Below are 23,069 nucleotides of genomic sequence, written 5' to 3'. Positions count from 1 at the left end.
TGGAAGGGATTATATTTTAAAATCTATTAGAGGTGAACGCGTGGGAACAGTACCTATCAAAATTCAGGAAGAGTATAGGTCGCTTCTGTCTGCAGCTAATCAAGCTATCAAGCAACAAATCAACGAGTCATGAAAACCAAAACTATCTATCATGTAAATGATCTGTTCACTTACATGTATATCGAAACTCAGTTTTTGTGCTGCGGTACAATTGTATCAACTGTCTGCAGTTCAATTGTGCCAATTTAAAATTTGTTGAATTCCCAAAATCAAAATCATGCCTTATATATATTCAAATAAAACCGTAGCTGTAGAAGTCGAGGAACTTGTTCCACGATTTTGGAAGAAAATACAATCTCTTCAACAAGAGCTGTACAGGTACAAAGATAAACCATTCGGCATTAAGCGATTGCAATTGGGAGGTAATGGCCGAAAACTATTAGTAGATTTTGACAGCCTTCCAAGTGATATACAGGATTCTCTGGGAGACCCGCGCAAAGCAGAGCATCCATTGCAGCCATTCTTTGAGTGGGACTCAGAGGCACCGGAATACTATTCAAAATTTAAACGAGGCGGTACCACGATATTAAAAAGTGATGAGCAGGAAAGGTATATTATTAATGCCAGCGTAATGCAGGCAGTTCTGAAATTGGAACAGGCACGTATACAGGAGCGTTTAAAAATGAAACACACTTTAGTAGGCCTTACCGAAAGTTTAAGATATGATGTTGAGAGTTTTCAAAATTACTTAAGATCAAAACATGAGGTTGAACACACTCTTCCGGTTTCAATACGATTTAAAGAGCTTTTAAAAGACTTTAAACAGAATAAATTTCTGGCTCTAATTAAAGACCCAACCGGAACAGGAAAACAGAACGCTCGTAAAGTAGACGAAAAAACAGAAATGATCTTAAATGCACTGTTTAAAAATCAGATTCATAAGCCTACACCTACCGATATTGCAAGAAACTATGATGCATTTTTGAACGGGTATGCAGAAGTATACAACGAAGATACCGGAGAAATGTACAATCCTAAAGATTTTAAAAAGCTTTCACCGGCAACGATCATAAATTATATAAATAAATGGGAAAACACGCTTGCAACCTATAAAGCAAGAAGCGGAGATCGTCAGGTTTACATGGGCAAGTTTAAACCGCACCATCAAATGCAAATGCCCACTATGGCGGGTTCAATAATTTCAATTGACGATAGACAGCCGCCATTTATTTACAACAAACAAGGTGACAGAGCTTGGTTTTATCTTGGAGTTGACATAGCCTCACAGGCGATCACAACGGTAGTCTATGGAAAGAGTAAAGAATCTATTCTTATCGATTTTTACCGCCAGATGGTACGCAATTACACTGAATGGGGTTACTGTCTGCCTAATGAGCTAGAATGTGAAAGCTCACTGAACAGCAGTTACAAAGATACTCTGCTAAGACCTGGAACAATGTTTCAAAAAGTAAAGATCGAAGCTAATAATGCCCGCGGGAAATACATCGAAAGGATTAACGGAAAGCTGAGATACGAAATTGAAAAAACAGCTATGGGATGGATAGCCAGACCAAAGGCAAAAAGCGAAGCTAACCAGCTGAGCAGTGAGAAAAAAACAGTTATTCCTTTTGACATACTGGTAAATGAACGAATGTTGGAGATCGAGCAGTTTAATAACAGCGCGCATCCTGATAATCCAGCAATAAGCCGCTGGGATTACTTCGAACAGAACCAGCACGCAGATTTAAAACCCACAAACTGGGAATTAATCCTGCCGCATTTGGGTCATAAGACACTAACCTCATGTAATGCCGGTTATGTGAAGCTGCAAGGAAAGAAAAGGGCCATCGCTCAGAACGGAAAAATACTAACCGGTGAGGCTCTGATACAGCAGATGCGTGTTATTGAAGGAAAAGAGTTTGAGGTGTACTGGCTGGATGGGAACGAAGGACAGGTTTTAAAAGCACTGGTATATTTCAATGGAAGATTTGTCTGCGAAATCATGGAAATGCCTCGATACAACAGGGCAACGATTGAACGAACAGCTGCAGACGAAGCAGCACTGCAGTTACAAAGCAGTTATGTTGCCTCGGTTGATCTTTTCGAAAAAAGACAAAGAAGCAAAATTGAAAACGTGCAGATCATTGATAACACACCTAAAACAGTTAACTCAAATTTCAGGTTTAAGAATGTCAAGCGTTATGAAGCACGTGAGGAACCTGCAGAGGTTTTTACTGACGATCAAGACGACGAAATACTATATACACCACAACAAACAGCGGTACCAAGCTGGAAAAGAAATTTTATGTAACCCAAAAAAATAACAACATGAACCTATCAAACGAATTCAGAGCAAAAGTAAGACAAGCAATACTTGATAAAAGAGAAAATTACGGAGGGTCAGACGCTGATTTTTCTAAAAGTTTAGGATTAAAACATTCAATATACAGCCGTTTAAAGAACGGTGAGATCGAAAGAATAATAAGTGACACCGTTTGGATTACAATAGGACGTGAACTGCAGGTTAAAGTTTTCGAAGATAATTGGAAAGTTACCCGAACATCGGTTTATAGTGAAATTGAGGACAATCTTAATTTCTGTAAAGATTTCAGCCGATCAATGGTACTAGTTGATGATTGTGGAATAGGCAAAACTTTTTGTACTAAACACATCATTAAAAAAATGAAAAATACTTTTTACGTTGACTGTTCTCAGGCAAAATCAAAACAGCTTTTTATTCGTCTGCTTGCTAAAACTGTTGGTATAGACAATACAGGTAAGTACTATGATGTACTTGCAAACCTTAAATACTACATCACAACCCTTGAAAAACCTCTTATTATCATCGATGAAGCTGGTGACTTAGAATATTCTGCCTTTTTAGAACTAAAAGGTATCTGGAACGGAACAGATGGTGTGTGCGGATGGTACATGATGGGAGCTGACGGACTAAGAGATAAAATCACTCGGGGAATAACCAATAAGAAAGTGGGTTATGCTGAGATTTTCAGCCGTTTTTCAGATGAATACGTGAAACTTACCCCGAATGCACCTGATAAAAGAATCGAATTCTATACAAAATTGATTGGCGATGTTGCCTCTGCAAATTTAGAAGATAAAACCAAGGTAAGACCTCTAATTAACAAGTGTCTGCAGAAAGAATCAACACTTAGATATTTAGAAACTTTAATAAAAATAGGCGCATAATATGGCTAGAGCAATATCACTAAAGACACTATATGAAAAACGGTATGAGGTATATGATTTTAATGGTCCTTGGTTAGATGTTCTCGGCAATCCGGAAAAAGGTAAAGTCTGGCTGATTTATGGGGATGAAAAGAACGGGAAAACCATGTTTGCGCTAAAGCTTGCAGAATATCTAAGCCAATTTGAACCTGTTTACTATATATCTGCAGAAGAAGGTACAGGAAAGTCGTTTCAGGAGAATGCAATGAAAAGAGCAAAGCTCGATGTGAAGAAAGCAAATATCAAGTTTTTAGAGTACACGGAACTTGATGAAGTTGAAAAAATTCTATCTAAACGAAAGCCTCCAAAGACCATGTTTTTTGACAATATCACGGTTTATAATGATGAACTGGCATACGGTAGATTTAGAAAATTTACCATGAAATACCCAAAAACCACAATGGTTTTTATTGCACATGAAGAAAGAGGCGAACCATACACTGCAACAGCCAAACTCTGTAAAAGGTTAGCCAGATATATCTTAAGAGTAAAAGGAATGACGGCTTTCGTTTCCGGCAGCTGTCCAGGAGGAACAATAATGATTGATGAACAATCAGCACAACTATGTCACGGAAGTCAAATTAAAAACTAAAAGTTATGAGTACTATTTATGAAATCTTAGGAATTACTGCAGACGAGTTTGATATCTATTATTTCGACTCTTATCTGAAATGGTGTGAAAAAGTATCAGTTAACCTTAGAGATGCGCAGAAATTAATATGTTATCCACCATTGTTCAGGTACTATAAGACCGAAATCGCTAAATGTGAGGAGGAATTTAGGTTAAGGATAAAGAACTACCAGAATAGTAAAACAGTGACTCTAATGGATAAAAAAAGGCTTTATGAGCGATGTACGGAAATAGTTCACCAAACGTGCAGACCAGTTCCATTAATTGAAGCAGCGATCATTGCACAGCCAGTCAACAGAGAGTTCAATATCAGTGTGCTCTGCGTAGCAGTGAGAGGCGTAAAAATAGACAGTATAACCTTAAGACTAAACTAATATGAAAAGAACCAGACAACGCCTTGAAAATCTTATCGAAGAACTTAATCAATGGCTTAATGACAATTCAAAAGAGCATGAAGCCCGCACCCAGATGGAGGAAAAATTAAGAGAAGCAAAACAAGAACTAGCAGAGTACAAATGATGAAAATTTACTTACCACCGCCGCGCCTTGTTGATCTAGGTTTGGTACTGCAGTATGACAAGGAAGTCTTTAAATGTGAGCTTAAAGAAGAAAACTTCTTAACATGGAACGAACGCTTGCTTATTAACAGGGAACGTGCCCGGATTATGGCAAATGACCACTCTTATAAACAGGATATTGTACTAGAGTATAAAATACTCAATATTCTTTTGATTATCAAACAAACCCATTGGAAACCATTAAAAACTATTGAATATGCTAAAAATTTTTGACATAAAACCCATAGCCAGATCAGAACCAGTTTCCAAATCCCGCAAAAAGAGATCTTCTTTTGATAACCGCAGGTACAAACTGCATCAAAAAGTAAAAGATATCTGCGAACTGAAATCCAAACAGCGCACCATCATAGTGCATTACGCGGCTGAAATTTCAAACAGATACATAATTGAACTGCAGACAAAATTTCATTACAACATTCAATCGGAAATGTTTAATACCAAGGAAATAGAAGTAATTGAACCAATAATAATTAACAATTGAAAATATGGAAAATCAAGAAAAACCAACGATTAGCCTTTCTGACTTGTCACCTGAGCAAGTCAAACAATTAACCCTGCAGGCAAAAGAAGCTGCTAAAACTGAGCGAAAAAAAAGGCAGGAAAATTATAAAGCCTTTAAAGAACTCGGAGCTGAATTTCTGCAGAGAAATATCACTTCACTAACAGAACTCAGAGGGATTAATGAAAATGTGATCTTAAATGTATTTAAAGATTTCGAACCTACACTGGCCATGCGAAAAGAATTATACGGTGCAAGCGATCAGGACAGCTATACAACTACACTGCCGGACGGTTCACAAAGTATCACTATTGGCTATAACGTTGCGATCAGCTTCGATGGAACAGAACCTGCAGGAATTACAAAAATAAAGCAGTACCTGGCAACGCTTTCAGGTGATAACAACAATGCCAGAAAGCTTGCAGCAAGTCTGAATGTGCTGCTGAAACCAAACGGAAAAACAGGGATGCTTAAACCAAATGTTGTTCTGCAGTTAAAAGCTTTAAGAGACGAGTACAATGACGAAGGATTTGACGATGGTATCGAAATAATCGAAAGAGCACAGATTTTCACAAGAACAACACAGTATGTCCGCGGTTGGAGCTATATCACAGATGAAAACGGCCAGCGAAAAAAACTAACTTTTAACTTTTCAGTATAACAATGAACATGAAAAATAATAAAATTCAACTTGGAGATTCCACAATGAAAGCGGTTGTAAAAATGGCGGATGGGAATTACGGTGCTGTGACACCATTACTTGAACTTTTAGAATCAGATCATATTGATCCAGATAACGCTTTAGGGGGAATAGGTGTTTTACTGTTTTTAGATTCTTTAGGCATATACGGAACAGATTTGTATGTTTTGTATAGTGATATATGTGGTCAAGACATCGTTAAAATGATCGCAGTTCTGCGAGCCACACAGATGGGAATTTTTGAAACTTGGACGTTAAAAGATGCCTGTAGCAGACAAGATTTTTCTGGGAGAGATTTAGTACCAGTTAATGAACTGTACGAGAAAGTTAAAGAGCGACTTCCAAGATTTAATTCCTAATAATTTAACAACAGAGATATGGAAAAAGAATCTTCAACAAACGAAAAGATGGGATTTGGCTTTTTGATAGCACTGACTTTTTTGTTTATAGCACTTCGATTAATGCGAAAAATTGAATGGGATTGGTTTTGGGTGCTGTCTCCGATATTGCTCCCAATCGCTTTTATACTGATAATATTTGTTATATGTGCTCTTTTAGCATTTTGTGTATGGGTTTACTCAATATTAGGAAAATAGGTTAGTTAGTTGGGTGTCCTGAGAATAAGGTCTGTGCGGGTTCGAATCCCGCCTCAGGAGCAAATTTTAAAACAAATCGATATGAAAAGCAGAATCAAATTATTTCATTTTACAGAGTATTTACAAGCAACCCTTTTAAAAAAAATGAATGAAAAAGAAAGGGACAGCATAAAAGTAAGTGTTTATGGTTACACGCCTGGAACAGATCATATAGAATTCAGTTATGATATAGAGTTCCCAAATGAAGAAGATCGAGACTTAACATTTGATGAAATAACATCAGATTTAATGTTTGAAGATATCAAAAAAATTATCAAATCATCTGAAATTCCAATTATAGTATAAGTATGGCAACGATAAAAGTAAATTTTGAAGATCAGGGACAAGACTTGTTATATTTTGTGATAGACTCAACATCTTTAGTCGTAACCGAGGCAGGACCATTTCACAATGACATATACAAAGATTCACAAGTGAAAAGCCAGGTAATCGAAGGCAGATACATAACCATCAACAATCAGTATGGTATTCAGCAAATCAAATATCCAATAATTAAAATAGACGTGATAAATGACAAAAACTAAACCGATAGTCTATTCAGGCTCTGGGAGCGCTATAGACAATTACAATTCAGAAAAACCAGTTAAAACAGAGAATTGGGGTGTATTTGATGCGAAAAATAAACAGCATCGTACAATTATGGCTCTCTGTAGAAACAGGCAGTGGGTTAAACCAGATGATAAACACCCTTCGGGACAGGTTGCAGATATGGACGGGGCTTTCAGTGACTTTTTAAAATCCGATCGTTCACCGGTTAAAAAACCTTTAATGGATATGAAACCGCAGGAGCTAACAAAAATTATCGTAGCAATGAGTGGAGTTGTCAGACATAAATGGAGTAAATAAAATGGAAGAAATAGCAATTTTTTCAGCAGTGGTATTTTTAATTTTTGTATGCATTGGATTTGGCTATGTAAAAGGATATTCAGCTGCTATTGCAAAAGATTCAGACTTGCCAGATCAATACTGCTTTCAATGTGAGTTTGAAATGCCGGTAAAAGTTAAAAACGGCAATGTGCGTTGTTCAAATTGTGGTATGAGACATGGAAACTTTGGATAATTTAGAAGAATGCCCGCATGAAAACACTGTTTTAAGGGTTCTTGACACTGCAGGAACTTGTGAGAAAACGGCGGTATTTTGTGTAAAATGTAATAAACGAATTACTGAACCAATAACTGAATGTTAATATGAAAATAGAATTTGAAATCAACAACTATCAGTTATCATTTATAAATGAAATGATAGCTGATAATCTACTCGAGCCGTCTAAGGCCACATCGAAGGAAAATAGGAGCTTCATTTATTTAATGATCGAGATCGCAAATAAGCTGCTTAAAAAAGCAATTGATAAAAGAGGCGTTAAAAAGGTCTTTAAACTGTCTTTAAAATATTATGAAGCAGTTGCAGTACATCAATTTCTTTTGCTCTACATTGATTATGAGCAGACAGAAAAAAGACGGGTAACACGTGAAATAATAGGAATTATTAATCAAAAATTAGTGTAATGGCAGTAAAAGAAAAATTAATCGAACAATGGCAGATTTTAATGACGGGTATAAAACAAATTGCATTAAAAGTTCCTGAATTCAAAGTTAAAGTTCAGACGAATAAAGTAATATCAATCAATAAATACAATGTGATTTGTCACTTTATAAATAATGAATATGTAGAAGTGAAAGTCAGTTATAATGATGAAGATTACTTAACAGTTCGGCATGTTTCTGATTTTGCAGTGACAACTGCAACGGTTTTAGATTACATACGTAACAATCCAAATCCTTAAAACAATGGAGCCGCTTACAACTTACCGGGCAAAAGGAAAAGAAATAGGCTTAGTATTTCTCTTTAAATACGATTTAATGGGTAATTTAAGACTATTTGAAGTCTGTGAGGGAGTTTTAAACCGTGACCAGCGCCAATGGCTTTTAACCGGATATCTGCCCGAAAATGCCAAATATGAAAACGGGAAAGAACTGTTAGCACAGCTAGAACCAAGATTCCCACATGAAGAAAGTGTTATGAAAACAATTTGGATGAAACTTAAAAAATATCTAAAGGTTTTTGAGATCGAAGTTTCACCTGCAGATTTAAGTTTTGAAGCATTGTGGAATCTTTACGACTATAAAGAAAGCAAAAAAAAAGCAGAGGCATTATTTAAACGATTAACAGAAGAACAAAAAATAAAATGCTTTATCCAAGTTCCAAAATACAAAAAGAAGCTTGCAAAAGGAACTATATCTCAAGCCTTGTTAAGTACCTGGCTTTATCAGGAAAGATTTAACGACGAATATTAACAATTAAATAATTACGCAATGTCAAAATTAATTTACAGAACTAAACCGCCGAGAAAAGGTTACGTAAAATATCAAAGTTTTATGACCCATGAAACAAAAGGAATACGAGACAAATTACCATCGCAGGAGACACAAACGAAAGCGCATGATCTTGTCCAAGACACTTTGGGAAAGTTAATAACCGAACTTGAAAAAATGGGTTACGACCAGACAAAAGTTGGTTTTTATATTCACTATCAAAATTTATAAAAATGGCAAAGCAATTTGTAAAAATTACCAAAACATATTCAGCAAAAAACAGGCTGTGTACTGCAATTTTAGAATCTATGGACAGTATAGATCATTCTTTATTTTCAAATAAAGAATACGCGGTAAAAGATATTAAAAGGCGTTATGATGAGGCTTTGGATAACTACAAAGGCAAAGCTACAGTTCCAAAACTGCAGAACCATCAGGCTAATAAAAAGGAAATTTTGTATTATGTCGAAGATGTAATTCATATATCAATTTATAACGTAGAATGGCAGGATATATGAAAAAATTTGATCTGGAAAAACAATTTGATTTCTATCTGGAAAAGGTAAACCTTAAAAAAGAAAATTTGTCTGATATTCAGCTGCAGGAAACAAAAAGAGCATTCTATGCGGGAGTAGCCCAAATGTGGAGAATGTTTGTTGAAATTGCAGATATGCCGGAAGAAAACTGCGACGAGATTTTCAATGACATTGATGACCAGCTTGCAATTTTTTGGTGTGATGAAACCATAAGTACGGATTTCCGTAAAATGCATTAAAAATAATATTTTAGTTTTGGACTCATGGAAGATAAAGACAAAATAAGACTTACAAACGACGAGATAAGAAACAGACATTATCTACAGCGTGATAATGAACTCTATAAATTAAAAAGAGATTTGAAAAGAAAATTACTACGACTTTATATTGCAGGTTTTGTAATATTTGTCTTAATTTGCCTTCTTTATCTCTATTTAAAAGAATAGAAATTTATAAACTAATCAAAACAAATAAAATGAAAAAAGTAATCCTGTTTTTAACACTAACATTTTTAACTGCATGCAGCAGTGATGAAACCATAAAAGAGGTAATTAAGGAAGTTCCAGTAGAGGTTATAAAGGAGGTTCCTGTAATAGTTGACAACACAGCTCCAAGCACATTGGTCAAAACTGAAAATTGGTTGAAATCCCATTATAATGGTTATGGTAGTGTCAACGCAGCTAATATTTTGAAAACCGAAATAAAAAAATGTTTAGACGAAGGCAATAACTATCAATTCTTTAATATATATATTGGAGATCACAGACATGATAAAAATGATATACCTGGTGTAGCAGGATATGGAAATCCAAGTACTGTAATCGTAGTGTTTTTTAAAAACAATAAATCACAAGAAATCAGAGTTTATGAACCTTACGGAGAAAACTTAAGATACGCCGATCATTTGACTGTAAAACAAACTAATTATACATTTGTTGATGACTTCTTTAAAAATGAATTGATAGGTTCCATTTCAACAGCAGACTTTTTAAAATTATAAATATTTATCACCTTAAAACCATGCTTCCTGGCATGGTTTTTTTTTGCTCTAAAGTTGGGTTGACACGTATTATATTACAATATAATTTTGTCCACATGTCAGCCTCCAAACAATCCCACGCCAATACTATCAAAAAAGCAATGCTGGTAAAACAGATGCTGGACGAGCATTATGAGGCAGGGAACCAGTCTAAAATGATGGCAGGGATTTTGAGAACTAAAATAAGCAAGGTATATCCAATGTCCTACAGAACTCTGCAGCGCTACCTTGTAATTGCAAAAAATCAGACTGAGAAAACAGCAACACAGTTAACCTTATTTTAATATGAAATACATTTTTTTACTTTTCAGCATGGTCTGCTTTTCGCAGGAGTATCATATCGATAATAGTGATATTAAGGCATTAAAAGTGTATGAAGTCAGTGCCAGGGAACAGGCAGATATTTTGGTTTACTTTGTCAATAATAAAAATCAGATCACAAAAAAAGGATGCTGGTATATCGACAGAAAAACCCCGACAAGCAAACCGATCAGGTACGTTAATTTTCCCCAGCAGGCAGATGTGAAAATATACAGGGTTCGCACCAAAGAACAGTTAGAAAATTGAAAAGGAGGCTAAACAGCCTCCTTTTTTTCTTGTTCTTTAATCATACCAGTAACATTTGGTTTATCAAATTCTCCGGTTTGAAAAACCGGGTTTGCGATCAGGTCTTTTGCATAGCTTTCGAATTCGAAGATCATACTGTGGTAATCTGCCACAGGATTATCTATTGGAACTTCAGAAACAAACTTCAATACTGAATTTCCAACAAGTTTCCTTCCTTCTAAGATTTCCTGAAGTACACCGCAGTAAACAAAACTGTTCATTCCTGCAATATAGTTTGGCGCAACATTACTCATGTCATTTTCTTCATCAACTAACAGATGCAGGGTGATCTGAATAAGTCTTGGTTTATCTTTTCCCTGCCCGGTAATGGTGTAATCGACAAAGATAGCAGGCAGTGTAAAATATTCGAACTGCTCGGGGTCTGCAGGCTGGCCCCTATATTTGTCCATATAAAAATTACCATCCAAACCCTGATCTTCAAATCTCTGCTTTTCAGCATCAATAACGCTGTATAAATTTATAAAAGGAACTTTCATTTTTTTTCTTTTTAAGTTGTATTCATGGCTTTTTCCATTTCTTCTTTTACGAGTTTTTCTATGTCAGAAGCCAGTTTGGCACTATTGCCTATAAATTGGCGCGCTGGTATAACAGTATTCATTTTTCTGCGGTATGCTTTAACACTGTGTGATGATACTGTGTGAGCAGAAACTGATTCTATACGCCCTTTTCGTGATCTGCTGTGCGCTTTTCTGCTGTGCGCTTTTTTGGTGTATGATCTGACATTGGCAGAGGCGGTAATTTTACCGCCGTTGTTCTGTATTTCGGCATAAGGCACATCGGTTCCAATCCTCACCGAGTTCATGTTTGCCTCAATCTTACGGATGCTCCGCTTTAATCTTCCGGAGTTTACCAAAAGCGTCTGGCTCTTACGTTTGCCGCCTTCACGCCTGCGCTTACGTGCCTTCCACGCCTCTTTATTACTGTCATACCAAGCCTGATCTCTAAAGCGTTCTTTACTGAACCTGACTGCCAGTACAGCAACTTTGTTTGGCAGAGATTTTCGGGCTTTTATAAGGTTGTCAACCATTTTTACAAAGTCGTTCATATCTCTCCCAATTTAAAATGCAAGCTCACCGCTTCGAAGCACACGCATTAATAATTCTGTCATTGCTTTTTCAAGCTGCTGCGGGTTCATTTGGTTAAATTCCTGTGATCGAGTTGATAAGTTTTCAACCAGACTGCCAATGTTAATTGTTAGGTTTTTGGCCTGTCCTCCGCCTGAAATGGTGTTGGCATCATCGACCGGACTCGAAGGTGTTACAGGGGGCATTCCTCCATCTGGTTCCCCGTCAGGGTCATCAACCAGATCAGTATCTGACGGATTTTTTGCATCAAGCATTACCTTTGCGGTGATTTCTTTCAAATTTGGAAATTTGAAGTTTTTAATCTTATCCATGGCGGATGCAAAATCAAAAGTGAAAACATCAAACATAATACTGGCAATCTGTCCCAGCAGTTCTTTCATCCATATTAGTATTGGTTTGACTTTTAAGTACAAGTCAGTAAAAGAACCTTTGAAACCCGTGATAGCTTTAATACCGTTCCACACCGCTGAATAAAAACTTATAAAGCCTCCAATTACCATTTTTAATCCGTTCCACAAGGCTCTCATTCCTGAGGTTGCTATCAGAAACAGCCATTCTAATACGGTTCCCAGATATGATATATAGTCCCTTAAAATTACAGATTCATTCCATAACTTCTTAAAATAGTTCATCATATCTAAAACTTTATTCCCAGCGTTAGTCATAATCGGCAGAAATAACTCGCCAAATTTTACAATAAGAACCTGAATCTGGTTCCAGACTATTTTCCAGGACTCCATTGGTGTTAAAGAATCCTGATAGGCTTTGCTTAAAGCGCCTTGACTGTTTTTGGAAGCATCTACAGCACTTTCAAGTCCTTTAATATCCTGAATAAGCGTTCCAAAACCTACTGCAGAGCTTTGGTCAAGTCCTAAAGAAGCCATTTTCTTCATTCTCTGATTGTCTGTAAGACCAGCCATTTGTTTATCAAGCTGTTTCATAATTTCTAAAATAGGTTTAACCTTTCCAGTCTTTACATCAAAAACGTCAATACCTATTTTCTTGAACTGCCCCACTACTTTAGTATTTGACAGTGATCGTAAAATCCCTTCGAGCGCTGTTGACGACTGTTCTGCAGAAAGCTTGGTCGTAAGCGCTGCATAAGCGCCTGCAGTTTCATCCAGAGCAAACCCGACATTCTTTGCCAGGGGAATGATCTTAGGCAGATAATTGGCAATGTCTTTAAACTCAGCGTTACCTGATTTTACAGTGGCAAACAAGATATCATATACCTTGTTGACCTTTTCCCCGCTCGATGACATCACAGAAATTGCCGCGCTGGCAACTGTTTCAATGTCTGTAAATCCTGCTTTTGCTGCTCTAAGTGTAGGCTCTAAGGCTTCCATTGACTGTTTAACTGTGAGACCTGCAGAAATAATTCTGTTAAAGGCCTTGGGTATTTCTTCGAGCGGCGCAACATTCCGGCTGCCGATCTCGAGCAGCTTATCGGACAGCTTTTTGAGTCTGTCGCGGGAGAGTTCAGCCGTGACGTTAATCTGCGCCATACTTTCCCACCAGGCATTAGCTTGTTTCGTGGCGTAGCCTATGGCAGCGGCAACCGCACCAACTCCGGCTACAACCAAAGCAATCGGATTTGTTAATAATGCTAATGCTTCTCCCAGCTGTGGTATTTCAGCTCCGAAAGCACTAAGCATTTTTGCACCGCTTGACCGCAGGGAATTAAGTTTCCCCTGCATCTGGTTAACAGCCTTGTTAACCTTGTTTTTTGCACTGTTTAATCCCATCGAGAGTTTTTCTCTCAGGGATATATGCAGTTCCATTCTTGCTGTTGCACTCATTATATTAATTTAATTTGTTATATTTGCACTATCAGGCTTGAACATCGAGGTTTGCGGACCGCGGTTCCTGATATTAAGCAGCCTGTTTTACAATAGGCTGCTTTTTTTATACAATTCTCTGCCATCGGCATCCAGAATTAAAACCCCTTTAAAATGCGTTTTATCAGTATTTAAAAACCATGCATCAAGTTTGCGCTCAATCCATTCTTTTTTGAGTGTACTTTCCTCTGTCAGCATTATGACAGCGTACTCGCTTTTTTCTGCAGCATTTTCCAAATGGCGTTTAATATGTTTCCCGTTCCCGGTCAAATACTTGAATTCGACGATAGTGTCTTTTCCTTTTATCTGAATCAGCGCATCGGCATTTTTAGCGTCAAGCTGTTCAAACCATCGCTTAGGATAAAACTTCTTTTTAAGTTCCATTTCCTTACTGCTGATATCGGGAAGTAACTCGACTTTGCTGATTGATTTATACTTATCAATCAATGTCCTGGCAATGACATTATTGTTATGCAGTTCGTGTGCATGGTGGTTGATGTGAGTTAGTACCGGTTTGTCTTTGTAATAATCAACCCGGAAGGCATCTTCTGCAGGAATCAGTTTTAAGGTTTTAATTAAAACATGCTGCGGAATTTCAACGTAATAAGGATGCCCCTTTGGAAATACCAGACCGTCTGCAGCTAAATTTGTCCTGAACATCTTTGGTATTACGATACTTGGGGTCTTATTGGCCGGCGTTGTACTGGTCTCTAAAGTCTGTACTGCTTCACATCTGCATCCCCAGCCGTTAGGCGGATAATGTGAAGCCCAGAACACGTCATCTATATGTTTAACAATACCGTCCAATACCTGATGTTCTGCCCTTACTGCACCATCGCCGACGGTCTGATATTCAAGATTAGGAATTACACTCTTATCATTTTGAAACTCTGTCCATCTTGCAGCGTTCTGACTGCTTGCCACTGCAGTATTATACTCGGTCTGCATCCAATTCTCGTTATAACGTTCCGTTACCTTTGAAGCTTCGTTTTTAAAATCAGAAAAAGAGCGCAGTTCTCCGTTATCATCTTTTAAAAGCGAGGTTAGATCACTTAATTCCTGATAGTTTTTTGCACTTGAAAACTGCCATACATCACGCGTTAAGCGCTGCAGCATTTCTGTGTCCGGTGCATTCCAGTCAACATTGACACTGCTGTATTCTTTGGCTGTTATTCGTGCCAGTTCCTGAGCGGTTATACTTGCAAGCTCTGCATTGTAATCTTTGTTATATGCGTCTTTTAAAACACGGTTTACAGCTTCCTCAACTGCTTTTTTATAGGCTTCTGACGGCTCGTTATCTGCGTCTGCAGTAAATGATCTGCCGGCACATTTCGGACAACCGGCATCGTACAATTTTGGCTTATGCCCCTCACCGTCTAAGGGGCTTACTGAAAATTTTCAAAGAGCCCTTTTGCTTTTGCCTTTGGTGTCTTCTTTTTATCATCTACTGCAGCAGGCTCCGGTGTTGTGGTTTTAACACCTGTTATCGGCATGTTAAAAGTCGTTGCTATCCACTCGGTATCGATATCAAATTCGCTGATCGCCTCAAAAACCATTTTCCAATGCTCAGACATTGTCATTGTTTCAGTATCATCGAAAACAAATTCCATTTTAGTATTATCAAATGGCAGTCCCATCTGCTGCAGTACAGGGAAAAGCTGATCGTTGATAATAAAACCAAAAAAACGCTTGTCATTAGTGGCAATTTTATCGTCGAGCGTTCTTTCATGAACTTCAGTCTGGCTTCGGTTCCCCGCAGTGTCGGTCATAGTTGCGCTTCCAACAATAGGCTTACTGATCTGCTCGTCATGCAGTCTGATCTGCTTTTCGTAAGTGTTTACAGGGTTTCCTGCATTGGCCAGATCATGTATTTGTACATCGGTTCCGTGAGGCATTACGGCCTGTGCAGCTTCACCGAGAGCCTTAAGCATCATTTCGATACGTTTGATATCATTTCGGTTTGCTGTGGTAGCTGTAATCAAAGGCATTCCAAACTTTTCTGAAAATTCTGCCCATGCCTGCATTGCGTTACGTTTCCAGATAATGTTGGGAATTACGCTGTTTATAATACCAAGCCTTGACCGGTGGTTTATTTCAATAATTCCGGGCACCTCCATGTAATCAACGTACTTAGTCCCAAAAGCTTCCAGATACATACGCTGCTGTGTGATTGAAATATTGCGATAAGGCACCGGAACAACTTTTAATTTTTCCTCTGCAGAAATGATCTGCACGACATTGTACTTATGTACCAGGGCGTCGCAGCAAGCTTCTAAAAATTGATAAAACCATTGTTTTTTTAGGAGTTTAGTCTGTTCTTCTAATGGCTTTCCGGTGGTTGAATCTTTGACATAAAAACGATGATTCAGCGTTGCAGCATAACGAATAGTTAAAACACTTTCAACATGTCCGTCCATAATCATTTCGTCGATTAAATCCTGCATTGCAGCCCAGCGCGGTTCTGTTGGGTTTTCAGCCGCAGTAATTGCCTTTCGCCACTTCTGTATATCTTTTCGGGTCATGTCTTTAAACTCGGCCACTATCGTCTTTATGATTGCTTCATCACTTTGTTTTGCTGTAGAAGTCTTTGCCTGAAATGCGCGTGATGAAGTATATTTCTTTCTTTTTATAGTCATTTTAAAATGCTTTTAATTTTAATACTTATGATCTTGCGGAGGTCTTGCGCTCCATATTTTCACCTCTGAATAGGTTTCGCCGGTATCGTCTGTTATCTCCGGCAGATCAGCAGGAATTTCGCCTTTACCTACACCGCGCATCCAATCCAGTGCGTCCTGATAGCGGTCATCCCTGTGTTTGGGAATATCTTTAAGGCCGGTCTGTGAATACAGATGGTATAAAGCCACATCAATAAGCAGTGTTACAATGAATTCGTCACGTTCCGGCAGATCGTAAAAGGCCTGCAGGTCATAACGTTTACCTACATATTGGCGCAGCTGGTCTGCAGCAGTTTTCTCAGCTCTGACGAGTTTTGGAGAATTGTAAAAATCCTGAGCAGTCAAAAGGCGCACAATTTCCTGTTTGATCTGCATTTCGTAATCTTCTTCTAGTATATATCTCATAGTGGTAACTTGTTAAAAATGTCTCTCTTTCATGCTTGATCTTGAATTGGTCTGCATATCAAAACTGCTTACAAAAGTGGCTTTGTTCAGATCGGCCATATCTGCCTGAACAGCATCCGGTGCATCGTCATTGGCTCCTGAACCTTTTTCAAACGCGAGATGCTGGTCTATTGCTGTTGTTTGGTCTAGGGTGTCCTTTTCGTCTTCATTCCAATACACACGCAGACGCTCGAAATGTCCTGAGTTAGCCTCGATACGTTCAAACTTGCCTTCCTTTGGTCTTTTGTCAGCTATAACCGGAATGTGGTACCCTCTGTAATCCCCTTCGACGTCAAAATCACTTACAAACTCATCCATAGCAAAAAGACCTTCAATCTTATAAATGATCGGGTACCGTTCCAGTTTATGTTTTTCGTACAGATCATAGAGCCAGGACGCGCATACACTTCGTGAGGTCTGTCTGCAGAATGAAAAAATGATATCAAAGTCACGTCCTTTTTTACCTATCAGGAACATAGCCTTGTAATCACCTTTATCTTTGTAGCTCAAATCACCGTAAAACTGCAAAGCATCATACTTATCGAGTTTTGACATCTTTCGATGCTGCATCCATTCGGGTTTGAAAATCGCACCATCCATAAGCGGGGTGCACATATACTCACGCATCCAGCTTCGATACGGTGTAGCGAGTCTCTTTTCAAGCCAGTACTGAGCGGTGTATTTTTCAGGCCAGCTCGGCGTAAACTGATCGTCCAGAACCGCCTTGGTTTTGATATGGTGATACGGGTTTTTGAAGCCTTGTTTTTTACTCTCTTTGTTGGCAACCTTAGAAAGCTCAATCAGTTTTGCCATGATTGAGTTTTTGTGAATCAGGTTATTATTGAAAACAAAGCGCTCTTTTCCTTTGTCAAAACAGCCCCATAATGTACCAGTGATATAATCGATTGCCTCACGTATAAGCCTGTCATTGTTGCATCGTTTCAGCGTGTCGATATCGTCGCACCCGATGTAGTCGGGTCTGAACTCTCCAAACCTTAATCCCCTCGGGTCCTGCCCAAAACCTAATGCATGAAAATGAATACCATTTTTAGTGGTGAAGTTTCCTTCTGCCCAGTCACCCTGATTGAACTGCTCACCGTAATCGTTTATGAACCGGGTGTTATGTTTCAGGTGCGCCTGAACGTCAGAAATAAGGCGTTTGGCTTTTTCTTCATTCTCACCGATCAGCAGCATGAAATTCATTTCCTTTTTTACAAAACCCAGATATAAAGGCACGCCCAGCATCGTATGAACTGATTTTGCCGAACCCCTGAAAGCGTCGTTTAAAAGTTTACAGACAGGGTTCTTAATAATGATGTTTGATATCGTTTTGTGGAATGGTGCTGACTTGCAGGTCGCAAAATCTTTCATGTAATATTCGAACCATCTGATATAATCCGATTCCAGGTCTTTGATCCTCGCAATTTTCTCGTGGGGTGTTTCGTGTATATCAATTGTACACGCCTTTTCGATGCGCTTGCAGTGCGAATCGTATAACTTGGTTATTTTATCATAATTTACTATAAACGCCATTATCCTTGTAATTGAATTTTATGCAGCAAAAACTGCCTGTGGATTTCCGTTTGTTTGTGTGCCTCTTTAGGGTCAATTGCTGAATGAAAGTTGTCCAGTTCCATAAGTACCTCCATAACCACGGTAGGGTTGGTCTTTTTGGCCATGTAGTCAAAGGCTTTCATCACTCTGCCGAGTGCAACCGAATCAAAGGTTGCTTTGCCTCCCTTGCTGATATTGATTGCTTCTTTCAGCAGCAGTTTGTTCAGTTCCAAAGGACTTCCCTGCAGTAATTCTTTTGCTTCATCCCAATTGTATTTATCACGCCAGGCAGCGATTGTTTTAGGGTGTTTACCGAGTTTTTCCGCAATAGCTTTTATCGTGAAATTTTTCTCGATGTAAAGCATTTCCGCAATGTTAACTTCGGCGCTTTTTTCTAGTGCTTCTATCTTTTTCATGATGCAAATGTGTCACTAAAAAGACCCTTTAAAAATTACTTAGGACACTCTGTCACAGTGTTTTCTGATTCCGATTTAACGCTTGTAGGTTTGCCGTTCAAATGAGACAAACACATGCAATTTCAATTCATTAACAAACAAGTCGAAGTACGGGCGCACGGTGATATAAACCCCTTTGATATTTCGAATTCAGACTTCACTAGAGCCGTTGCAATGGCAGAGGATAAAAAGTGTAACCTTTTTATTGATCTCCACAGTTTTGGAGGTTCGGTAATAGAAGGAAACCTTATCTACAATACCCTGTCAAATACCAAAGTCAAAAAGCTGGTCGATATTACCGGAATCGCCGCAAGTATGGCAACGGTTATCATGCTTCCTGCCGACAGACGTCGAATGAATGATGACAGCTTTATTATGCTGCATCGACCAGTTTCATACGTCGAAGGCGATGAAGATGTAATGCTGGAAACAGCTAAAATATTAACCTCAATGAGAGGCACCATGGCTAAACGCTATGCTGAAATTTCAGGAAAAACCATTGACGAAGTAAATGCACTCTGGCTTAATGGTAAAGACAACTGGATGGATGCGGCCGAGGCTAAGGAATCTGGGCTTATCGATGAAATCATTGTAACGGGCAGAGCACCAATCTCCAAAGCAGAAGTATTAGCCAACACTAAGAATGTATTTGAAAAATTTACTGCACGTCTTGCAGTCTCGGAACCTAACACTTTAAAAGAAACAAGTATGAAAAAAGACCTAATCGCATCTTTAAAATTAGAAGGTGTAACGGAGGCTTCAAGTGATGTAGAGATCATTGAAGCAATTAAAAAACAAAGAACGGAGCAGGATGCTACAATCAAAGAACTGCAGGAAAAAGCGGAGGCAGACAAAGAAAAAAATATCGATGACCTGCTGGAAGAATATGTAACTGCCGAGGCAATCAAAAAAGATCAGACTGCAGCTTACAAAGAAGTTGGTAAGGCATTGGGAATTGACAAAATGAAAGCAATGCTGCCGGTACTTAAAAAACCTGCACAGCAGGCTGTTCCATTGGCAGCTCTTGTCAAAACTGCGCCTGCAGCTGGTGCTGCTGCAGCAGTAAATGTTTCTGCAGACGGTGAGTTACCAATTTCATCCGAAACATGGGACGCACTAGCAAAAAAATCAGGGGAACTCGAATCAGTAAAGAAAAACAGACCTGAAGTATTCCAAGCACTTTACAAGGCTAAATACGGAGTAGAACCAAAACTTTAATTATTAAAATAAATACCTAAAAAATGGCAGATGTATATAAAGAAGTCTGGACTGGTGAACTTGTAAAGACGATCAGTACAGCAGAATCAGGAACGTTTTTAGAAACAATCCCGGACAGTTCGCAGTATGCGGAAAATGATGTTATCCACTTAGTGGATGTTGGTGTGGAACCGGACGTTATTATCAATAACACGACTTATCCAATTCCCTTGCAGTCATTAGATGATGACGATATCCCGATTAAACTGGATAAGTTCACAACTAAAACAACCCCTATCTCAGACGATGAGCTGTATGCGTTGTCTTATGACAAAATTGCAACGGTAAAAGATAAACATGCCTCAGCGATTGCAATTTCTAAATTTAGAAAAGCACTTCACTCTATTGCGCCTGCAGCTAATACAGCTGACACGCCGGTTATTAAAACTACCGGTCCGGTTGTTAATGGAAGAAAAACACTGCTTCCAAAAGATGTTGTAGCACTTAAAAATGCATACAATAAAATGGGAATCGCTTCTGATTTAGTATTGGTGTTATGTACAGACCACGTGAACGATTTGTTAGCAGCAGATCAGAAGTTTGAAAAGCAGTATTACAACTATACAACTGGCGTGGTTGCCAATATGTACGGTTTTACAATCTACGAGCATATTTCATGCCCGGTGTATACAAGTGCAGGTGCAAAAGGTTCATTAGGGTCGCTGCCTACGTCAACTAATTTCAATGCATCAGTTTCATACTACAAACCATTTGTATTCAAATGTACAGGCAGTACAAAAATGTACTGGTCGCCTGCAGAGAATGACACTGACTACCAAAGAAACAAAATCAACTTTAACCACCGTTACATCGCTATGCCTAAGAAATCAAAAGGTATGGGTGCAATCATGTCTGATGTAGCTTAATCCTAAAGAAAAATGGTAACAGAAAAAGAAAAAGATATTGCCCAGGAATATCTGGCCGATAAATCAATAAAAGGTGTCTGGGTAAACTCAGCAGGTGAACTGTTCTTCGACGAAGGTCTTGCAAAAGCAAGCGACGAAGAAGCTGAATTCATTAAAAAGTCTAAAGCAGATCAGAAAGAGTCTGACACAACTGCGACAGACAAAAAAGATGAAGCTGCAGAAGCTCAGGCTGCAGAGCTGAAAGAAAAAAACTTAAAGCTATTAGCAGAAACGGAACTTAGAAAAGAGAACTACCAGACTATGAAAGCTCTAGTTAAGTTTTTCGAGATCACAACTGAAGATCACAAGGCCGATACTTTAATAACAGCTCTTACAAACTTTAAAGAAACTTTAAAATCAGTTTAAAATGAGTTTAAGAGGTGTATCAATCAGTGAAGGTAACATCGGAGTAAATCAAACCGGCGATACCCGCCAGTTTGGTCTTATAGGAAACGGTGCTGCAATAGCTGGAAAATTAGCACTCGATACGGCGTACGCGCTTCGCCGTATTGAAGATGCAGAAGCGCTTGGAATAACAGCGGCTTATGATCTTGAGAACAACATGCATGTGCATCGTCATATCTCTGAATTCTATCGAATGAATGGACCAGGCAGGATTTTAAATATACTGCTTGTTGCTGACACGGTAGCACTTAAAAACATGATAACACCCGCTAAATCACTTATCGTAAGTGCTGAGGGAATGATCTCAGATTTAGGCTTTTTCGTCAATTCAGATGCGGTCATTACACTAATTAACGGGCTTCCAACAACGCTTAATGAAGCAATCCCGGAACTGCAGAACTTGGCAGTTTGGGCAGCGCAGAACGACATGCCGCTTCATACCATTGTAGAAGGCTACGGAATTACAGATACATTAAGCAATCTTGCTGATCTGCGTGATTTTGAAATTTTAGTTGATGAAGACCCCGTTAAAATATCTGCAACAAAAGTAAGTATGGTTATAGCCCAGGACTGGAACCACGCAGAAGCCTTTACTGGAAACGCTAAGAAGTTTGCTGATGTTGGCACCTTTTTAGGGGTGATTGCTTCCCACGCATGGAACAGGAACCCAGGTGAAGTAGCGACCAAAAATATTCAGAATGTCCCTTTAGGCTCTTGGCTGATCGGCGGGCTTTCCAATCATAAAAAACACAAAGATGTATTCGAGTCTTTGGAAACACTAAACGACAAAGGGTATATCATTCCAATTAAATACCAGGGCGTTGCAGGATATTGGTTTAATGACGGACCTACTATGGCACCAATCGTTATTGATGCTCAGGGTAACATGAATCAGCATACGATTTATTTCTCTCATACCATTGACCAGTGCGTAAGGGCACTTCGTCTGATCTATCTGCCGGAAATCAAAAAACCGGTTCCACTCGAAGGCGGCCTGCTTCCGGCAGACATGGTAGAATACTACAATGCTATCGGTGATGATATGTTTAAAAGAATGGCAGCTGCCGGACTTATCAGTGAAGGAAAAACCAATGTAGACCCTAACAGTGATCTAATCGGAATTAAAGAATTAGACGTACAGTTTACAGTAGTCCCAACGGGAACCATTAACGAACTTGTAGGAACCATTAATCTTAAAACCAGTATCTAATGGCTAAAATAAAAAGAATGCACGAGGCCTATTCATCAGGCGATGTTACAGTGACCGTTAACGGTATTTATGATATTAATCCCTCAGCAATTGAGTACAACTCAAATTATGCGCATGAATATCAAAAAGGTCTCAGAAGACAAGCTCGAGCTTGGAGAATGGGGGCTCAGGAAATGGACGCTAAAATAACACTGCCTCTTGACGCAATTGCCGAAATTGAGAAAAGCGCACCTAACGGCGATATCGCCTTAATCAGACCTTTTCCAATCATTGTTACCTTTTTGAATTCTGAAAATGAAATGATAAAAGATATCATTACAGCAAAATTCAAAGGCAACGGCCGTACTGTAACCAATGACGGCGATATCGAAAAAGAATACGAACTATTTCCAACGGAAATGAAATTTAATGTTTAA

35 protein-coding genes are annotated in these 23,069 nt (G+C 38.6%); 27 read left to right on the top strand and 8 right to left on the bottom strand.

What is annotated here, in order from left to right; genetic code table 11:
• Positions 1 to 277: 277 nt before the first annotated feature.
• The 22 genes from J0383_RS07980 to J0383_RS07875 all read left to right on the top strand — a co-directional run bounded on the left by J0383_RS07980 (position 278) and on the right by J0383_RS07875 (position 10,765).
• The gene (locus tag J0383_RS07980) at positions 278 to 2,311 is read left to right on the top strand and encodes a hypothetical protein (protein WP_207297887.1); all 2,034 of its coding nucleotides are present in this window, start codon (positions 278 to 280) and stop codon (positions 2,309 to 2,311) included.
• 17 nt (positions 2,312 to 2,328) lie between these two features.
• On the top strand, positions 2,329 to 3,207 hold the full coding sequence (locus J0383_RS07975; RefSeq protein ID WP_207297886.1) for an ATP-binding protein: 879 nt from the start codon (positions 2,329 to 2,331) through the stop codon (positions 3,205 to 3,207).
• A 1-nt stretch (position 3,208) separates the two neighbouring features.
• Positions 3,209 to 3,838 (top strand): P-loop NTPase family protein, encoded by a 630-nt coding sequence (locus J0383_RS07970; RefSeq protein WP_207297885.1) that lies wholly within the window; start codon positions 3,209 to 3,211, stop codon positions 3,836 to 3,838.
• A gap of 5 nt (positions 3,839 to 3,843) precedes the next feature.
• Entirely contained in the window at positions 3,844 to 4,251 is a 408-nt protein-coding gene (locus J0383_RS07965; protein WP_207297884.1) for a hypothetical protein, read from the top strand.
• Position 4,252: 1 nt separating this feature from the next.
• Positions 4,253 to 4,396, top strand: a complete 144-nt coding sequence (locus J0383_RS07960; RefSeq protein ID WP_207297883.1) for a hypothetical protein — start codon at positions 4,253 to 4,255, stop codon at positions 4,394 to 4,396.
• Positions 4,393 to 4,668, top strand: a complete 276-nt coding sequence (locus J0383_RS07955) for a hypothetical protein (protein WP_207297882.1) — start codon at positions 4,393 to 4,395, stop codon at positions 4,666 to 4,668. The genes J0383_RS07960 and J0383_RS07955 overlap by 4 nt, the downstream gene beginning before the upstream one ends.
• Positions 4,652 to 4,936 (top strand): hypothetical protein, encoded by a 285-nt coding sequence (locus J0383_RS07950; RefSeq protein ID WP_207297881.1) that lies wholly within the window; start codon positions 4,652 to 4,654, stop codon positions 4,934 to 4,936. The genes J0383_RS07955 and J0383_RS07950 overlap by 17 nt, the downstream gene beginning before the upstream one ends.
• Before the next feature lie 4 nt (positions 4,937 to 4,940).
• Complete coding sequence (locus J0383_RS07945) at positions 4,941 to 5,615, top strand: hypothetical protein (RefSeq protein ID WP_207297880.1); 675 nt, start codon at positions 4,941 to 4,943, stop codon at positions 5,613 to 5,615.
• Between the two features lie 8 nt (positions 5,616 to 5,623).
• A complete protein-coding gene (locus J0383_RS07940; protein ID WP_207297879.1) occupies positions 5,624 to 6,013 on the top strand; it encodes a hypothetical protein in 390 nt (129 codons plus the stop codon).
• Between the two features lie 318 nt (positions 6,014 to 6,331).
• A complete protein-coding gene (locus J0383_RS07935; protein ID WP_207297878.1) occupies positions 6,332 to 6,595 on the top strand; it encodes a hypothetical protein in 264 nt (87 codons plus the stop codon).
• Positions 6,596 to 6,597: 2 nt separating this feature from the next.
• Positions 6,598 to 6,834: a hypothetical protein gene (locus tag J0383_RS07930; protein WP_207297877.1), complete on the top strand. Its 237-nt coding sequence runs from the start codon at positions 6,598 to 6,600 to the stop codon at positions 6,832 to 6,834.
• The gene (locus J0383_RS07925) at positions 6,821 to 7,156 is read left to right on the top strand and encodes a hypothetical protein (RefSeq protein ID WP_207297876.1); all 336 of its coding nucleotides are present in this window, start codon (positions 6,821 to 6,823) and stop codon (positions 7,154 to 7,156) included. Before J0383_RS07930 ends, J0383_RS07925 begins: the two co-directional genes overlap by 14 nt.
• Position 7,157: 1 nt before the next feature.
• Positions 7,158 to 7,370, top strand: a complete 213-nt coding sequence (locus J0383_RS07920; RefSeq protein WP_207297875.1) for a hypothetical protein — start codon at positions 7,158 to 7,160, stop codon at positions 7,368 to 7,370.
• Between the two features lie 128 nt (positions 7,371 to 7,498).
• The gene (locus tag J0383_RS07915) at positions 7,499 to 7,816 is read left to right on the top strand and encodes a hypothetical protein (RefSeq protein WP_207297874.1); all 318 of its coding nucleotides are present in this window, start codon (positions 7,499 to 7,501) and stop codon (positions 7,814 to 7,816) included.
• Positions 7,816 to 8,094, top strand: coding sequence for a hypothetical protein (locus tag J0383_RS07910; protein ID WP_207297873.1), 279 nt, complete (start codon positions 7,816 to 7,818; stop codon positions 8,092 to 8,094). The genes J0383_RS07915 and J0383_RS07910 overlap by 1 nt, the downstream gene beginning before the upstream one ends.
• Before the next feature lie 4 nt (positions 8,095 to 8,098).
• Positions 8,099 to 8,605, top strand: coding sequence for a hypothetical protein (locus J0383_RS07905; RefSeq protein WP_207297872.1), 507 nt, complete (start codon positions 8,099 to 8,101; stop codon positions 8,603 to 8,605).
• Between the two features lie 18 nt (positions 8,606 to 8,623).
• Positions 8,624 to 8,854, top strand: a complete 231-nt coding sequence (locus J0383_RS07900) for a hypothetical protein (protein ID WP_207297871.1) — start codon at positions 8,624 to 8,626, stop codon at positions 8,852 to 8,854.
• A gap of 2 nt (positions 8,855 to 8,856) precedes the next feature.
• Entirely contained in the window at positions 8,857 to 9,141 is a 285-nt protein-coding gene (locus J0383_RS07895; protein ID WP_207297870.1) for a hypothetical protein, read from the top strand.
• Positions 9,138 to 9,398 (top strand): hypothetical protein, encoded by a 261-nt coding sequence (locus J0383_RS07890; RefSeq protein ID WP_207297869.1) that lies wholly within the window; start codon positions 9,138 to 9,140, stop codon positions 9,396 to 9,398. Before J0383_RS07895 ends, J0383_RS07890 begins: the two co-directional genes overlap by 4 nt.
• Before the next feature lie 236 nt (positions 9,399 to 9,634).
• Positions 9,635 to 10,159 carry a hypothetical protein gene (locus J0383_RS07885; protein WP_207297868.1) on the top strand — a complete coding sequence of 175 codons (525 nt, stop codon included), beginning with the start codon at positions 9,635 to 9,637 and terminating at the stop codon, positions 10,157 to 10,159.
• A gap of 95 nt (positions 10,160 to 10,254) precedes the next feature.
• Positions 10,255 to 10,482, top strand: coding sequence for a hypothetical protein (locus J0383_RS07880; protein WP_207297867.1), 228 nt, complete (start codon positions 10,255 to 10,257; stop codon positions 10,480 to 10,482).
• Between the two features lies 1 nt (position 10,483).
• Positions 10,484 to 10,765 (top strand): DUF6150 family protein, encoded by a 282-nt coding sequence (locus J0383_RS07875; protein WP_207297866.1) that lies wholly within the window; start codon positions 10,484 to 10,486, stop codon positions 10,763 to 10,765.
• Between the two features lie 8 nt (positions 10,766 to 10,773).
• Here J0383_RS07875 and J0383_RS07870 read toward each other — a convergent pair whose 3' ends face one another.
• The 8 genes from J0383_RS07870 to J0383_RS07835 form a co-directional block, all read right to left on the bottom strand.
• On the bottom strand, positions 10,774 to 11,301 hold the full coding sequence (locus J0383_RS07870; protein WP_207297865.1) for a hypothetical protein: 528 nt from the start codon (positions 11,299 to 11,301) through the stop codon (positions 10,774 to 10,776).
• Positions 11,302 to 11,312: 11 nt separating this feature from the next.
• Entirely contained in the window at positions 11,313 to 11,870 is a 558-nt protein-coding gene (locus J0383_RS07865) for a phage virion morphogenesis protein (RefSeq protein WP_207297864.1), read from the bottom strand.
• A 12-nt stretch (positions 11,871 to 11,882) separates the two neighbouring features.
• On the bottom strand, positions 11,883 to 13,709 hold the full coding sequence (locus tag J0383_RS07860) for a phage tail tape measure protein (RefSeq protein WP_207297863.1): 1,827 nt from the start codon (positions 13,707 to 13,709) through the stop codon (positions 11,883 to 11,885).
• An 87-nt stretch (positions 13,710 to 13,796) separates the two neighbouring features.
• Entirely contained in the window at positions 13,797 to 15,101 is a 1,305-nt protein-coding gene (locus tag J0383_RS07855) for a phage head morphogenesis protein (RefSeq protein ID WP_207297862.1), read from the bottom strand.
• 32 nt (positions 15,102 to 15,133) lie between these two features.
• On the bottom strand, positions 15,134 to 16,384 hold the full coding sequence (locus J0383_RS07850) for a phage portal protein family protein (protein WP_207297861.1): 1,251 nt from the start codon (positions 16,382 to 16,384) through the stop codon (positions 15,134 to 15,136).
• Positions 16,385 to 16,402: 18 nt separating this feature from the next.
• Entirely contained in the window at positions 16,403 to 16,828 is a 426-nt protein-coding gene (locus tag J0383_RS07845; protein WP_207297860.1) for a phage protein Gp36 family protein, read from the bottom strand.
• A 12-nt stretch (positions 16,829 to 16,840) separates the two neighbouring features.
• Positions 16,841 to 18,238: a hypothetical protein gene (locus tag J0383_RS07840; protein ID WP_239023274.1), complete on the bottom strand. Its 1,398-nt coding sequence runs from the start codon at positions 18,236 to 18,238 to the stop codon at positions 16,841 to 16,843.
• A gap of 161 nt (positions 18,239 to 18,399) precedes the next feature.
• Complete coding sequence (locus tag J0383_RS07835) at positions 18,400 to 18,837, bottom strand: terminase gpP N-terminus-related DNA-binding protein (RefSeq protein WP_207297858.1); 438 nt, start codon at positions 18,835 to 18,837, stop codon at positions 18,400 to 18,402.
• 114 nt (positions 18,838 to 18,951) lie between these two features.
• On the opposite strand from J0383_RS07835, the gene J0383_RS07830 reads away from it, so the two are divergent.
• Genes J0383_RS07830 through J0383_RS07810 form a run of 5 tightly spaced genes read left to right on the top strand, consistent with a single transcriptional unit; the run spans position 18,952 to position 23,069 of the window.
• Positions 18,952 to 20,094 (top strand): Clp protease ClpP, encoded by a 1,143-nt coding sequence (locus J0383_RS07830; RefSeq protein WP_207297857.1) that lies wholly within the window; start codon positions 18,952 to 18,954, stop codon positions 20,092 to 20,094.
• Between the two features lie 23 nt (positions 20,095 to 20,117).
• Positions 20,118 to 20,999, top strand: a complete 882-nt coding sequence (locus J0383_RS07825) for a hypothetical protein (protein WP_207297856.1) — start codon at positions 20,118 to 20,120, stop codon at positions 20,997 to 20,999.
• Between the two features lie 12 nt (positions 21,000 to 21,011).
• Positions 21,012 to 21,404 (top strand): hypothetical protein, encoded by a 393-nt coding sequence (locus tag J0383_RS07820; RefSeq protein WP_207297855.1) that lies wholly within the window; start codon positions 21,012 to 21,014, stop codon positions 21,402 to 21,404.
• A 1-nt stretch (position 21,405) separates the two neighbouring features.
• Positions 21,406 to 22,653 (top strand): DUF2586 family protein, encoded by a 1,248-nt coding sequence (locus J0383_RS07815; protein WP_239023273.1) that lies wholly within the window; start codon positions 21,406 to 21,408, stop codon positions 22,651 to 22,653.
• Complete coding sequence (locus J0383_RS07810; protein ID WP_207297853.1) at positions 22,653 to 23,069, top strand: hypothetical protein; 417 nt, start codon at positions 22,653 to 22,655, stop codon at positions 23,067 to 23,069. Before J0383_RS07815 ends, J0383_RS07810 begins: the two co-directional genes overlap by 1 nt.

This window comes from Flavobacterium endoglycinae, assembly GCF_017352115.1.
Taxonomy (GTDB): domain Bacteria; phylum Bacteroidota; class Bacteroidia; order Flavobacteriales; family Flavobacteriaceae; genus Flavobacterium; species Flavobacterium endoglycinae.
Note: the sequence above shows the minus strand (reverse complement) of the source record. Positions and strands in the feature narration are given on the sequence as shown.